At 35.8% G+C, this 15,101-nt stretch carries 16 protein-coding genes; 2 read left to right on the plus strand and 14 right to left on the minus strand.

Going from position 1 to position 15,101, the window contains the following annotated elements:
* Positions 1-26 precede the first annotated feature (26 nt).
* Positions 27-683: a hypothetical protein gene (locus MHH88_RS21320; protein ID WP_339260564.1), complete on the plus strand. Its 657-nt coding sequence runs from the start codon at positions 27-29 to the stop codon at positions 681-683.
* Positions 684-728: 45 nt separating this feature from the next.
* Here MHH88_RS21320 and MHH88_RS21325 read toward each other — a convergent pair whose 3' ends face one another.
* Positions 729-1,403, minus strand: coding sequence for a KinB-signaling pathway activation protein (locus MHH88_RS21325; protein ID WP_069514376.1), 675 nt, complete (start codon positions 1,401-1,403; stop codon positions 729-731).
* A gap of 151 nt (positions 1,404-1,554) precedes the next feature.
* Between MHH88_RS21325 and gerD the strand changes: the two genes are divergently transcribed.
* Positions 1,555-2,166, plus strand: a complete 612-nt coding sequence (gerD, locus tag MHH88_RS21330) for a spore germination lipoprotein GerD (RefSeq protein WP_024364339.1) — start codon at positions 1,555-1,557, stop codon at positions 2,164-2,166.
* A gap of 50 nt (positions 2,167-2,216) precedes the next feature.
* Here the strand turns inward: gerD and MHH88_RS21335 are convergent, their stop codons facing one another.
* The 13 genes from MHH88_RS21335 to truA all read right to left on the minus strand — a co-directional run bounded on the left by MHH88_RS21335 (position 2,217) and on the right by truA (position 15,089).
* Positions 2,217-3,272 carry a P-loop NTPase gene (locus MHH88_RS21335; protein ID WP_024364340.1) on the minus strand — a complete coding sequence of 352 codons (1,056 nt, stop codon included), beginning with the start codon at positions 3,270-3,272 and terminating at the stop codon, positions 2,217-2,219.
* Positions 3,273-3,344: 72 nt separating this feature from the next.
* Positions 3,345-4,058, minus strand: coding sequence for an N-acetylmuramoyl-L-alanine amidase (locus MHH88_RS21340; RefSeq protein ID WP_024364341.1), 714 nt, complete (start codon positions 4,056-4,058; stop codon positions 3,345-3,347).
* A 177-nt stretch (positions 4,059-4,235) separates the two neighbouring features.
* Positions 4,236-4,712, minus strand: a complete 477-nt coding sequence (locus MHH88_RS21345) for a hypothetical protein (protein WP_339260568.1) — start codon at positions 4,710-4,712, stop codon at positions 4,236-4,238.
* Between the two features lie 33 nt (positions 4,713-4,745).
* Positions 4,746-5,192, minus strand: a complete 447-nt coding sequence (locus tag MHH88_RS21350; protein ID WP_339260570.1) for a hypothetical protein — start codon at positions 5,190-5,192, stop codon at positions 4,746-4,748.
* A 189-nt stretch (positions 5,193-5,381) separates the two neighbouring features.
* Entirely contained in the window at positions 5,382-6,485 is a 1,104-nt protein-coding gene (locus MHH88_RS21355; protein WP_339260572.1) for a Gfo/Idh/MocA family oxidoreductase, read from the minus strand.
* A gap of 19 nt (positions 6,486-6,504) precedes the next feature.
* The gene (locus MHH88_RS21360) at positions 6,505-8,586 is read right to left on the minus strand and encodes an exo-alpha-sialidase (protein ID WP_339260574.1); all 2,082 of its coding nucleotides are present in this window, start codon (positions 8,584-8,586) and stop codon (positions 6,505-6,507) included.
* Between the two features lie 21 nt (positions 8,587-8,607).
* Entirely contained in the window at positions 8,608-9,444 is an 837-nt protein-coding gene (locus MHH88_RS21365; protein ID WP_339260576.1) for a carbohydrate ABC transporter permease, read from the minus strand.
* Position 9,445: 1 nt separating this feature from the next.
* The gene (locus MHH88_RS21370) at positions 9,446-10,330 is read right to left on the minus strand and encodes a sugar ABC transporter permease (RefSeq protein WP_069514360.1); all 885 of its coding nucleotides are present in this window, start codon (positions 10,328-10,330) and stop codon (positions 9,446-9,448) included.
* 216 nt (positions 10,331-10,546) lie between these two features.
* On the minus strand, positions 10,547-11,902 hold the full coding sequence (locus MHH88_RS21375; protein WP_339260579.1) for a sugar ABC transporter substrate-binding protein: 1,356 nt from the start codon (positions 11,900-11,902) through the stop codon (positions 10,547-10,549).
* Positions 11,903-12,042: 140 nt separating this feature from the next.
* Entirely contained in the window at positions 12,043-12,297 is a 255-nt protein-coding gene (locus MHH88_RS21380) for a MurR/RpiR family transcriptional regulator (RefSeq protein WP_024364349.1), read from the minus strand.
* 927 nt (positions 12,298-13,224) lie between these two features.
* On the minus strand, positions 13,225-13,617 hold the full coding sequence (gene rpsI, locus MHH88_RS21385) for a 30S ribosomal protein S9 (protein WP_004233744.1): 393 nt from the start codon (positions 13,615-13,617) through the stop codon (positions 13,225-13,227).
* Positions 13,618-13,642: 25 nt separating this feature from the next.
* Positions 13,643-14,080, minus strand: a complete 438-nt coding sequence (gene rplM / locus MHH88_RS21390; RefSeq protein WP_024364352.1) for a 50S ribosomal protein L13 — start codon at positions 14,078-14,080, stop codon at positions 13,643-13,645.
* Between the two features lie 268 nt (positions 14,081-14,348).
* On the minus strand, positions 14,349-15,089 hold the full coding sequence (gene truA / locus MHH88_RS21395; RefSeq protein ID WP_069514354.1) for a tRNA pseudouridine(38-40) synthase TruA: 741 nt from the start codon (positions 15,087-15,089) through the stop codon (positions 14,349-14,351).
* Positions 15,090-15,101 lie beyond the last annotated feature (12 nt).

The following is a 15,101-nucleotide window of genomic DNA, read 5'->3' on the forward strand; positions in this document are numbered from 1 at the left end:
AAAAATATAGAAATGGGGTCTTTATTATGATTCGTAAAACGTTGATATCACTGGGTTTAATAGTAATATTATTTGTCTTTATCAAACCGCTAAATTCTACGATGATTTCTGTATTTAATATCGCTAATGCACCAACTGTTGTAACAAAAGGGCATTATGGTACTTCTCTTATTGTCGAAATTTCTTTTTCTGATGACGCGTTGTTAGATTGGTTAAAAAACGTAAAAGCACCTTATCCGCTTCTACTTTTAGATGCTGCATGGATTGAGCGCTCACCGGAGCATATTAAAGTGATACAAGAGAGAAAACTACCTACAGGATTATTAGGTCCTGAAGATTCAGTAGAAAAACCAATAGATATTGCGTTAATACAAAAAGACGTTGATACTTATGAAAAATATTTAAAGGCAACTCCGCTTTGGTTTGCCACAAGAAATCATCAATATTCTCAGGAATTGCAAAAGAGTTTATTTCAAAAACAAGTAAACATTCTGTCGCCGTCCCTCATTTGGCAAGGTGAAAAAACGCCTCAATTACAGAAAGGAGATTTCTTATTTACTTCATTGCATCAAGACAGTAATGTTTCTTTTAAAGCATTAAATACTTTATTGCAACAAAATAAATTTATGTCTATAGAAGAAAATATATTCGGTTACTCTGTTCAATCTAAAAAAACCCCATAAAAAAGTAGCCTCAACTTTCTTTGAGGCTACTCAATTTTTCATTCATTATGCATTTTTGGCTTGATTAAGGCGCGCTTTTCGACGCTCTTCTAATTTTCGGCGATCTTCGTCAGATTTTGCATTGTATTTTGGTAATACTAATAATTGATATGCATTTACAGCTAGTAATGGGAATAATAATAAGGCAACATATTCGTTAATATTTTCATCACGTCCCATTAATGCGATTGTCCACTCTAATGTTGTAATAACAATCATAAAAAATAATGCAGACACTAAAACATGTTTTTTTCCTGTCATTTTCACTTTTTGCATGGCCGTTGCTACTGATGCAAATATTAAAACGACTAAAAGTCCCATATAGAATACCCAGCTTTGTCCATCTTTAACACCCGGTACAAAACGGAAGAACACAATATCAAAGATGGTAACAGCGATCAATAATAGCTGTACCCAATTCCATAACGTTAGCGTTCTAAAAATGTTAACACCTACTTGATGCAGTGTTAGATAGGCGAAAAACCCTGCTTGTGCAATAACACTCATTGTAAACCCTAGGAATACCATCCATAAAAGCCCTGCGAAAAATTCACCCCATTGACCATTTGCTACATATGGTTGAAAGAAGCTCCATCGAATAAATAAACTAAAAATTCCGTTGACTACGCCACCAACGAGCATTGCAAAGAAGAAAAACTTTGCCCAATTTCGTATCGTCACAACTCAAAGTCCCCCAATTTCTTCATATATCTGTAATCATTTTAACAATGCATTGTTAAAAAAGCTATTTCTCTTCGCAAGCAATACATAAAGTCATCATAAATGTGAACAATAATTGAAAGAGTCTATCTATAGAAAGGGCTGATGTTACATGCGAAAATTGACTTTATTACTGATTTTAACGCTTTTTCTTGCTGCCTGTTCACAAGATAAAACCTCTACCATGTCTTATGATGAGATAAAAAAAATTATGATTGACTCTCTACAAACAGAGGATGGTAAAAAGGCGTTGCGACAGCTTTTAGAGGAGCCGAGTTTTCGTGAATTATTGATATTAGAACATGACGAAGTAAAAAAGGCGACAGAGGAAACATTGCTTTCTAAAGAAGCTGAGGATTTTTGGAAAAAGACTTTTGAAGATCCAAAATTTAAAGAAACTGTAGCTAAAAGTATGCAAAAGCAGCAACAGGATATTATGAAGGAACTCATGAAAGATCCTACTTACCAAAAGGATTTGGAATCATTCTTTGGTCAGCCTGATATGCAAAAGCAAATGGAGACGATTTTAAAATCCTCTACTCTTCGCAAGCAAATGGAGGAAGTCGTCAAGGAAACGATTGAAAGTCCACTAATGCAGGCGAAATGGCTGGAGCTTATCAAAAAAAGTGGTGAGAGTACTTCATCTGAGAGCGGCAACAAAAAAGAGGCTAGCGCTGACGGTGGCGGCAGCTCAGATAAAGAAAAAAAGCAGAGCGGCCAATAGCTTCACAAAACAAAAAAGATTTCCTCAGCAAATTGAGGAAATCTTTTTGTTTATTTATTTAATTTTTGAATGATTTTCGTCGCAATATTAATATACGTTTGTCCTGTTGGATGCTTTTCTGCATACACGGAAGGCGCAAATTCCTCATCTGTCCAATCTGGCTGACCAAGTGGAATTTGTCCAAGTAGCTCTGTGCGTAGCTCTTCTGTTAACTTTGCACCGCCACCTTGACCAAATACAAATTCACGTTCCCCTGATTTCGACTCAAACCATGCCATATTTTCAATAACACCTAGAATTTCATGATCAGTTTGTAGAGCCATTGCCCCTGCACGAGCGGCAACAAATGCTGCTGTTGGGTGAGGCGTAGTTACAACAATTTCTTTTGAAGAAGGTAACATTTGATGAATGTCTAAAGCTACATCACCTGTTCCTGGTGGTAAGTCTAATAGAAGATAGTCCAACTCGCCCCATTCTACATCGCGGAAGAATTGATCTAATACTTTACCTAACATTGGTCCACGCCAAACGATTGGTGCGTTATTTTCAACGAAGAATCCCATGGAGATTACTTTTACACCAAAACGGTCAACTGGGAAAATACGATTGTCTACTACCTTCGGCATATCTGTAACACCCATCATGTCCGGTACACTGAATCCATAAATATCCGCATCAATTAAACCTACTTTTTTACCTAGACGAGCTAGCGCTACCGCTAAGTTAACAGATACTGTAGATTTCCCTACGCCACCTTTCCCGGAAGCAATTGAAATCACTTGTACTGTGCTTAGTGGTGATAAAATATCTTGCGCTTCTGCTTCTGTTGCTGTACCACGGAAACTTTGTAATTTTTCTGCCGATAATTCTTCAAAGCGAATACCAACCGTGTTAGCACCCGCTTCTTTTAATACATCTACAATCTTCATTTGAAGTTGCATTTGCTCAGGCGTATTAGTTTTAGCAATCGCAATTTTTACACTGACATGGTTTTTTTCTTCTTTAATTGCCACATTTGTAATACCGTCAGTTTCTGCTAATGATTTATGTAAAAATGGATCTTGTAGTTGTCCCAGTATTTCTCGCACTTGTTGTTCTGTTATCACGACGAACACTCCCCTTATTTTCTGTCAATGTTAGTATATCATAATGCTTTGATTTACATAGTAACTGTTGCTCTATTCAATTTTCCCAAGTAAGTAGTCTTCAATACCTTCAACGATAGCATCTGCCATTTTTTCTTGATATTTTTTATCGACTAATAGCGCACGTTCCTCATCATTACTGATAAATCCAGTCTCAACTAATGCGGCAGGTACTTCCGCTTTTTTCAGCAAGTAGATTTGTTTAATTGCCAACGCTTCACGATCTGTATTTTGTAATTTCGTACGAATCGATTGCTGAATGCTATTGGCGAGCAATTCCCCATCAGCATGTCCGTCTTTATGATAAAACACCTGTGCTCCACGCCATTTTGTCTCTGGAATTGCATTGGCATGAATCGTAATAAAAATATTCGGCTGTTCTTTTGCAACAATATCCTTCCTTAAAAAGATATCTTGCTTTTTGCGTTCCCTTAGTGTGCCAAATTTTTCTGATGGCGCGTGTTCATCAATAACATCTCCATCCTGTGTACGCGTCATCACGACTGTTGCGCCCTTCTTCTTTAATTGCTTCTCCACGTGCTGAGCAATTGCAAGTGTAATGTCCTTTTCAATTACTTCGCCCTTTGAAGCACCTCCATCCTGACCACCATGTCCCGCATCAATGACAATTTTCGTGCCACCAAGTGGGTCAGGTAAGAAGAAGTTGCGGTCCGAAGCATTCGTTTCATATGCCACGACCACTATACTCATTAGCATAATTACTCCTAGTGCAAGCCAGCGCTTCACCCATATCCACCACCCTTTAGTTATAGTGTACGAAGTTCGTGTTGGAACTATGCTAGAAAGTAAACAAAAAACTCCCAAGCAATTGGCTTGAGAGTTTGAAAATTTTTTATTTAATTAATGAAGGCCTCTAATGCGCTTCTTACATTACAGCGTACAATTGCATTTTCCTATAGACAATTAACTTTCATCTTCCCATCTCAGCTTATTTTCTGGAGCAATTAAATCTTTAAAAACCTTGCCCTCAAAAACTAAACGATTCGCTTCTATAAAGAAATAATCTTTATTGTTGATGTGGAAGCTAAAATTTGTAGTAGATGAAATTTCTTCAATGCCTTTTAATTCAGAATCTAAACTTTCGATTGTAATTTTGTCAAAGCCATCTGGATGATAACTGATTCCTGTTAGCAATAACTCATCTCCATAATCGTAGTCATTTAAACGGAATCCCTCTATATCTTCAAGCTGACACATGTATAGGGAAAGTACTTGTTCAAAGAAAACAACCTTTTTCAACACTTCTTGTTTGTATTTTTTAGCGACAACTAATTTAACGGTTTCTCCAAAATAACCGATATCGACTTTCGTCACCACACCGAACGCTGTTTCTTCCGATAGTAGTGTTTGAGTTTCCTCCATTATTTTTTCTTGTTCCATAATATCTCCTTCATTTAAAAGAATTCACGTTTTTTAAGGAACTAACAAATTATTAAACACTTTATTATTGATGACTAAACGATTCGCTTCAATAAAGAAATAATCTTTATTGTTTACTTGAAAATAAAAATTAGTATTTGAAGTAATTTCTTTAATACCTTTTAATTTGGCATTTATGGTTTCCACATTTATTTTCCCAAAGCCATATGGGTGGTAGCTGATTTCTGATAATAATGCTTCGTCTGTATCATTCAGCTCGTTTAACCGAAATCCCTCTGCATCCTCAGACTTACACATGTACAAAGAAAGTACTTGCTCAAATAATAGTATTGTCTTTTTAATACGTTTTCTGCTTGTACTAAGCACATCTAATCTTACGGTTTCCTTTAAATAATCGATTTGAATATCAAAAAGTGCTCCAAACTCAGCTTCTGTAAATAAAAGTGACTCTATTTCTTTAAATATTTTTTCTCTTGTCATAGTATCTCTACTTTATAATCCTTTTTCTAAAAAATAATGAAGCATGCGAGCAAATACTTTGTAGCAATTTTTCTCTTCTTCATAGTCATAGGAAACTTCCACATCCTTTCCCTTGTTAAATCTATTTCAAGAAACACCTGCCAAGTATTTCACTAAAAGCCTGTGCTGGACATCACAGAGGCTATCTGTTTACTTTACAATTTCCGAAAGCCCTACTTTTCGATCTTCCAACATTGAAAGTGTACAAGCATCCGCTGTTGCAATGGCTTCTAAAGCGGCTTGTCCGTTTAAAAGTTTTTGAAATTCCTCGCTTACTTCCGCTCCTTGTAGCACTTGATGTAAGTACTTCATTTCTTTGTCTATTACAGAAGAAAGCCATAAAGGCGTTCTTTTCCCTGGTTTCCCATATTGGATAGCACCGTCCATTTCAGAACTATTATAAATTCTTGTCCGATCGTCATCTTCTTCTTGCGTTTCATGGATAAGAAAATGCTTCTCTTTGCCATCCACCTTTAACGTTCCTTTTACATTGTACATATCCAATTTTATGTATCCCTTTGTTCCTTGGATTAAAACATAATGTTCACCATATCGAAATGCTGAACCCCACTCTAGTAGCGCAAACTTTTTATTCTCAAATTCTAAATTGACAAAAATCATATCATCTTCATTTCCAAAAAACTCACCTTTATGAGCAACGTTTCCGCCAATCATTGTTGCTTTTTGAGGGTGCCCACCCATAATAAATTGGATACAATCTAATTCGTGAATATGGTGATATAAATGCCCGCCTGATTTCTCTCTTATTTTTTTCCAAGACACTTCAGGCTGCTTTTCTTCCCAACCATTTCTTGCCGCATGACAAAACAAAATATCCCCGATTTCACCATCATTGATTAGTTTCTTTGCATACTGCACACCATTGAAGAAATTCATAATATGACCAGCAAAAAATATCACATTATTCTTTTTACAAGCTTCCACCATGTCTTTACAATCTTCATAGCATAAAGCGATAGGTTTTTCACAAAATACATGTTTGCCATTTTGAGCAGCCTTCATAACCGGCTCCTTATGCAAATAATTTGGCGAAGCTACAACAACACAATCCACATCTTCTCTTGTTACTAAGTCATCCAAAGAGGGTGAAACCTCTGCCTTTAATTCTACACTTACCTCTTTAGCATTCTCTGGATCATAAATGGCAACAATGTTAGCATCCTTGTTTTTTAGAATAGACCTTCCTAATTCCGCACCAAAGTATCCAGTACCCACTATTGCATAATTCACCACGAGTATTCCCTCCTAATCGTTATTGATATATATCTTCCAATGTTAATATTTCAAACTTTAAAACGTTCTTTAAATGCAGCTCATTGCGCGACCATGAATCATATTTCTCATATAGAAGCCCAATTTCTTGATTCGGTAATTCCGTTATTGCGGAATACGAATATCCATAGTTGCTAAAATCAACATCGTATTTCTTTTGCCAATTGACAGAATGATTTGTTTCATTTACAGTACCCACCCAAATTTGACCGCTTCTTCTACCATTTTTTGAATTTGGGGTACTCATCAATAAAATATCGTGGCCGTTTACCTTTTGAGAGTATTTTATAATCGATAGTTGCGTACCATAAAAAGGATTTTGAACATGCTCAAGATATTGCACTGCGCTCCATGTATCACCATAATCGGTACTTGTCATATAGCCGATTTTCCCTGTTGAAGTTCTTAAATATGTTTGAATAACCCCTGGGCTTAGCTCTACCATTTGCGCCTCTGCTGTAGCATTAGTAAAAGGTAATGATGCCGTGCGATGCGACCACGAGTTACCATGATCATCACTAATTAAATACACCATCTGTCTATTTGTATAAGTGGCAAAAATTATTCGGTTCATATTGCTAAGCACAATACCTTGTCCAGGACTCAAATATGTGGCATTTTTGTTTAGACCATTAAATGGTGGTAGTAATTTAGGAGCGCCCCAAGTTTCTCCCAAATCATCGCTTATAGTAAAACCTAGATAATTGGTCGGGGTGATTTTGAAGAGTGAATCCTTATAAAAAATATTCATTTTGACATTTTTTCCATTTTGATATTCGATTAGCCTATCGTTATCAAACCTCACTGAATATTGTGGTACATATAAATAATCATCATTTTTCATTAAATTGTAATAGGCATCAACTTTATATTCTGTAGGCTGATTGACCGTATCATTAAAAATGACTCCATTTTCTCTAATTGAGTAATGATAAGTAGATTCATTCGATTTCCTTAACTTCAAATAATACGTCCCATTTATTTCTTTATAACCAGAGTCATTTTTTAATGCATTATGGTTCCCTATCCCCGCAGGCATAAAATCGGCCATTAAAATAACCTTATTCGTCTGCTTATCTTGCACTAATGCAGAATCTATAAATGAAGCACTACCGCTAATCTGTATGTTTTTACGAACATTATCTCTTGGCCATTCGATTGTCTGTTCTTCATAATCATCAAATTTTAATGCAAACTTCGGGGAAGTCCACGTTCTACCATTATCATCACTATATGACGTAACGATATTAATTTTACTTCTCGAATCATGTGTCCCCCCATATCTTGCATCTGCACTTGCTAAGACTCTCCCTGAATTTAATGTATACAAAGCAGGAATTCTAAAATAATTTGCCTTGGATGCATCACCTGATGTAAATATCATTTTATTTAACGCATTGCTTGTTTCATGTAATAATACATCGTCAGTCAGTACACCGTTGTATATTGCCAACGTGTAAATCTCTCCATCAAAGCCAAACTCTAATTTCCCTTCACGATTCACGCCACCAATCAAGAACGTATTTACTCCATAAATGTCCGTTAACGATTTATAGTTCGAAACGTTTTCCTCTAAAATTTTATCTCCATTTGCAAATAACTTATACGATTTCTCTTCTGCATTTGCCACGAATGCTATCGCATTTAATGCTGTTTTATTTTTACTCTTCCCCCATAGTGATGCTGGTCTAGCAAATAAATAATTAATATGTTCCGTCGCATCCCTTACCTCGATTCCTAACTCTCCGTTATTTCTCATAAAAATATCAAAATAGTTATTTCTAAAATAAGGATTATTATTAGACGAGCTAAACAAAGCTTGTAATGCATTTTGATTATCGGTTTTAAACTTAATGATAATGGTCGTAGATTCACTATCCAATACGTCTTTCACATTATTCGTAATATCTTTCCCTTGGTTCTTCAATTCCAAATTATCTGTCTGATAAACTAATTTAGCAGGATTTGAACTATCTTTCGCATATACTGGAGCACTTCCTAAAGTACTAAAAACGAAAAATAATACGATAATCATTATTTTAAATGTTCCGACTTTAAACATTAATATAACACCTCCATCTAATTATTTAACGGCACCTTCCGAAAGCCCACTTGCAATTTTATTTTGAATAAAAATGAAAAAGATAATCGATGGCAACACAACGATGACAGAAGCTGCCATCATATCTCCCCAATCCAAAATTTCCGAACCGTTTAATGATCTTAAAGCAACTGCAACGGTCATTTTGCTAGTATCATTAATTAAGATTAAGGCATACAAAAATTCATTCCATGCATTGATAAACGTATAAATGGCCGTAGCGACAATCCCAGGAGCTACGATAGGTAACACAACTCTAAAAAATATAGTAAATTTATTTGCTCCATCAATCTGGGCAGACTCTTCTATGCCAATGGGTACTGTTTGAAAAAACCCAACTAATAGCCATACCGCATACGGGACACTAAATGATAGATAAACGATAATTAAACCAATTAGACTATTACTTAGACCAATGGTTGCCATTACTAAAGAGTATGGAATGGCTAATAATATAGGTGGGAATATATAGGTAGTGATTAATAATTTCGACATAATCGAACCCAATTTCGGAAAAAATCTCACTATTCCATACGCTGCAGTTGAGGAAATAATAATAGCAATGACCGTTGTACTTAAGGAGATTAACACACTATTTTTGATATTCTCTATAAAATGTAAATCTCTAATTACGTGGATAAAATACTCTAATGTAAAGTCCTTTGGAAAAAATCTTGTTGGGAATTGCGTTAACTCACCTTTGCCTTTAACCGAGGAGAGGAAAATCCATACTAAAGGGAATACGGCAAGAATAGTAGCTATTATAAGCAAAGCATGAGACAGAAACGAACTTACAATTGTTTTTTTATTTTTAACCATTTTATTTCGACTCCTTTTCCCATTTCCTTATAATATAGAAATAAAGTAAACAAATTGTTAAAAGGAATAAAAATAGCAATACCGTTACTGCAGAGGAACGTCCTAATAGCTGTGTTCCCCAACCAAGGTTATAGGCAAAGATAGGGAGTGTCGTTGTGGCATTTGAAGGTCCCCCTCCTGTTAGTAAGTACACAATATCGAAGTTGTTAAAAATCCATATTGTTCTTAATACGACTAATAAGCCAATGACTACCCGAATATGGGGTAACGTGATAAACCTAAATACTTGCCAAGAGGAAGCACCATCAATTCTAGCCGCTTCAAATTGTTCTTGCGGAACGGTTTGTAATGCCGATAATACATTCACCATGATTAAAGGTGCACCAAACCAAATATTGATTCCTACTAAACAAACAAACGCCCACGTACTATCAGTAAAAAATGCAGGTGGATTATTCATCAATCCTAATTTGACGATTAGATTTGGCAAATAACCGTACACTCCGTTTAATATCCATTGCCATGAAAAGGCGATAACTATCGTTGGAAATGCCCAAGGTATAATAAGCAGTGTTCGATATAACCATTTAAATCGCTTTATTCTATGTATAGCTAGAGCTAAAATAAAGCCAACTAAAACTTGACCGACTAAAGAAAAGAAAGTCCATTTTAATGAATTAAAAAATGAGTTCCAAAAATCTGGGTCAGCTAATACTTTTCTATAATTCTCAAGACCGACAAATTGATAGTTCGATGATAATAAATTTTTCGTTGTAAAGCTGAAATAAATACTAGATAAAAATGGGTAGACAAATAGTAAACCGACAACTATTATTGCTGGCATTACAAATAGCCAGCGGGCGTAATCAAATTTCTTTATTAGCATGTTGACTCCTTTCTTTCAAAGCAAAAAGTGAAACTACTTTTTACTTTTGCGTGACTACTATGTCCAACGAACATTCAACTCCATACTTCTTTCCAACATGTCTATTGGAAATCGGCAGACGATTGTGGGCAAGCAGAGCCGCTTTCTCGCTAACTTAGCCGTAGATTTTCTTTCCTTGCTTGTCCCACTTGAGTCGTCGCCTTCTTATACTTCCCTCTAATTTACAGCTACTGTTTCGAATATATCATTGAGCTTCATTTCCGCTTTTTTTGCTGCTTCCATCGGATCTGTGCCATTTGAAATAATATCTTGGAACATTTCTTCAATAATATGTCGGTTGGTCATAATACCCGCTTGAATACTTGGACCATTCTCATAGCCAATAGCTGTTCCTTCTTTTACAGCTTTAGTAATTACTTCTTCAGCATGTTCAAATTGCTTTCTTATTTCATTTTCCTTATAAGCAGGATTATCTGTAATATTATCAATCGTTGGTAACATGCCGACAGGTGTTGCATCTAAAAACTCAAGATAGTTGCCCTCTTCAAATAGCTTTTCTAAAAATGCCTTCGCGACATCAGCGTGCTTTGAGTTTTTCCAAATAACCAAAGGTACGTTGGATGTTTCAATCCCGTAATCAGGATCAGATTCATTTACTTTTGGAATAGGGTACGCATCAATAGAATTTAACAATTGTGGGCTATTAGCTTGAACGCCACCAATATGGAAACCTGAGTTGAAATCAAATGCTGTTTTTCCTTGGTAAAATAACGTAGCTTGTTGTAAAACATTGAAGTTTAAGGAGTCTTTCGGGGATATTTCTTCATACATTTTAATCCAGTATTTAATACCGTCCTGTGCAATCTTACTTGTTAAATCAGCTTTATAATCTTTCGTTAGTAAGCTTCCGCCAGCACTTCTTACATAAAAGTTAAGGAATCTTGTCGCCATAAAATCATTCGTCCCCATCGGAACAGATACTCCATAAACTCCGTCTTCCTTCATTTTCTTACTTGCTTCATATAATTGATCCCAAGTTTTGGGCACTTCTAAATTATATTTTTCCAATAAGTCAGTTCTAACCCACATTACTTGTGCATGTGAGTACAGTGGTATTGAAAAGTAGTTGTCTTGCACTTTTGCTTCATCTAATGCATTGCTACTGAATTTTTCTTTACCTATTTTGTCAATCGTATCGTTGAGCGGGATTAATGCATCTGAATTTACCATCTCTATAACTTGATTAGGGAGCGCTGTGCTTATGTCCGGTACATTTCCTGAGTTTAAACCTGTTGTCCATTTTGTATAAAAATCATTCCATGAAAATGTTTCAATTTTTATGTTTACTTTTGGATGATCCTTCATAAATTGATCTGCTGTTTTTTGAATGCTTTCTAGTCTAGGTCCTTGTGTAAATGAATGCCACATCACAATATCTCCTGATAATTCTTCGGAGGATTCTACTGATGCTTCTTCAGAGGATTCTGTCGCTTCACTTTCACTTTTAGATTTACAGCCCGCTGCTATAATAATTGAAATAAGTAGTATTGAGCAGAATAATATTTTTTTCATTTTGCTTAACCTCACTTTTTCGTATGATTGTTTAAGACGATTAAAACGCTTTCATCAACAATTGTTTTCAAACCATATGCCCATAAATTTGCGGATGACAAATGCCCAAGCCAAAGTTCCATACAAATTAAGATACATTTTTATGTTCGTTGATTGTTTAAACTTTTGTGTATAGCAGCTCCTCTTTCTAACTCCATCTTCATCTCAATAAAACTTTTACAGCCTACCTTTTTACAAAAGCGAGTTATAGTTGCAGGTGAAGTATTCAATTCTTTTGCCAATACAGTTATATTTTCATTCTGTATGCTTGTTCTCTGAATGATGTAACTCGCGATAACTTGTTCTTTTTCCGTAAAGGAATGAAATTGATCTCGCATTCTATCCAAAAGATTCATATGTATACACCCCCTATCTAAACATTCATTACATAAAAGTGCTTTCAAAATTAAAATAATATAAAAAGAAATAATTTTCAATAATTAGAATTGTATGAAAAAAATTTTCATTAATACATTTTCGAATGTATTTCAGATAATAGTTGTCAGAACGCTATTACAAGTAATGTAAACACCAAAAACCACCCTTAAACACTAGAAACGTTTTGAAAGATGGTTTTTGTACTTTTATATAAGTTAGTCCGATTTTTTATCTTTAAATTTATTACGTAAAAATAAAGCAATGAGGAAACAAATGAAGTAGCCTGTATATCTAAACTGTTTTGATGTAGCAAAAATTTCAGTAGTTAAGAAATTAAAAATAACAAAGCATACTAGTAAACACTTTGCAGCAACGTCTCGCTTCTTTTCCATATTCATAAGAATGTTTCCACATCCTTGTCTATTTGTTTATTCATGAAAAATGTAAGTGCAGAAATAAACGTAATCCAAACAGAGGGTCAACACGTAGATTTTAACGATGTGTTCTAAATTTTAAATAAGTTATTCCGATTTTTTATCTTTCAATTTATAACGTAAAAATGCTGCGATGAGGACTCCAATGATGGGTACGGAATAATTAACCAGCCTTGAAAAAGTAAATATTTCTTTTAAGATAATGAAAACGATAAAGTAGGCGAGAATAAACTTAAAAGCAATGTCTCGCTTCTTTTCCATATTCATAAGAACATTTTCACATCCTTTGTCTATGTAATTTTTAAATTCCTAAATTCTTAGCATCTACTCTTCTTTTTTTAGATTTTACTAAAGGCGGCTAATATTTTTCAATATTTTTAATAATTCAATTTTGTATACAATTTTCTAAACACAAAAAACCCTCCCCCAAAAAAGTGGGAAAGGGTTTTGAAAACGTATAGAATCGGTTGATTAACGTTTTGAGAACTGAGGTGCACGACGAGCGCCGCGTAGACCTGGTTTTTTACGTTCTTTCATGCGTGAATCACGAGTAAGTAATCCAGCTGATTTAAGTGCAGCACGGAAATCTGGGTCTACTTGAAGTAGAGCACGAGCGATACCATGACGTACAGCTCCAGCTTGACCAGTGTATCCACCACCGTTAACGTTTACGTGGATATCATAGCTTCCTGTAGTTTCAGTAGCTACTAATGGTTGTTTAATTACTTCACGTAATGCAGCGAATGGTACGTATTCTTCGATTTCACGTTTGTTGATAACAATTTTACCTGTACCTGGTACTAAACGTACGCGAGCTACAGAGCTTTTACGGCGACCAGTGCCGATGTATTGAACTTGTGCCAAAGTAATATCCTCCTCTTAATTTATATTATCCGCGAAGCTCATACGCTTCTGGTTTTTGTGCAGCATGTGGGTGCTCAGTTCCAGTGTAAACGTTAAGTTTACCGAACATTTTACGACCTAAAGAGTTTTTAGGAAGCATCCCTTTTACAGCTAATTCGATCATACGTGTTGGGTACTTTTCTAACATTTCGCCAGCAGTACGAGTTTTTAAACCACCCGCAAATTGAGTGTGGTGACGGTAAAGTTTACCCTCTAATTTGTTACCAGTTAAATGGATTTTGTCAGCGTTGATGATGATTACGTGATCACCTGTGTCAACGTTTGGTGTGAATGTTGGTTTATGTTTACCACGTAAGATTGCAGCTACTTCAGAAGCTAAACGTCCAAGAGTTTGGCCTTCTGCATCAACTACTAACCATTTACGGTCTACTTCGTGACCTTTAGCCATGAATGTTGTACGCATGTATATATCCTCCTAATCGATTCGATTACCGTTATTTTTCATTAGTCTACACTATAAGTTTCGGGGCTTATTTGTGGTGGTAATGAAAATACCATCTGTTATCATATAATGAATGACTTTTAAAGTCAAGTAATTTCATTAAACACCTGGTGAAGTTGTACAGGGTAACGTTTGGCATTTGCATTGTCCCTTTTCACCTAATATTTTTTCTCTTTAAAGCGAATTGCCGCTTCTATAAAACATACCGTATTCTATTAAACAATCGACCTTAATAAAACACTTTTTCAAGGTATAAACCTTGTGGTGGCGCCGTTTTGCCAGCCTTATCGCGATTCATTGAAGCAACGACTAGCTCGACATTTTGCACTTCTCGACGTCCTATGCCCACTTCCCATAAAGTTCCGGCAATAATGCGTACCATATTGTATAAGAAGCCACTACCTTCAATGACCATATGTAGCTCTTCACCATGCCATTCAAAATCGAGCTTATGAACAGTTCGCACTTTATCTTGGACACTTGTATTGGCTGCACAGAAGCATGAGAAATCATGTGTCCCAATAATCGCCTTAGCCGCCTCCTGCATCGCTGTAACGTCTGGTTTAACCCCATTGGTCTCTACTGTGTAATATCGACGAAACGGGCTTTGTACAGGCTCACACGACCATATATAGCGATAGCGTTTTCCTGTTACACTATAACGCGCATGAAAGTCAGCTGCCACTTCCTCAATGGATAAGACACGAATATCTCTAGGAAGCTGTACATTCAACGCTTTCATGTATTTTTCTACCGGTATTGCAAGCGGCGTATCAAAATGTAGTGTTTGTCCAGTTGCATGTACTCTTGCATCCGTGCGACCACTTGCCGTTACTTTGACCTTGTTACCTTTATGCATAACGGCAAGTACACGCTCTACTTCAGCTTGTACTGTACGCTCTCCTGGTTGCACTTGATAACCAGAAAATTGCGTTCCATCATAACTAATAATTGCTTTTAATCGTCGCATCAAGCTACTCCT

This window comes from Lysinibacillus sp. FSL K6-3209, assembly GCF_037976175.1.
GTDB classification, from domain to species: Bacteria; Bacillota; Bacilli; order Bacillales_A; family Planococcaceae; genus Lysinibacillus; species Lysinibacillus sphaericus_D.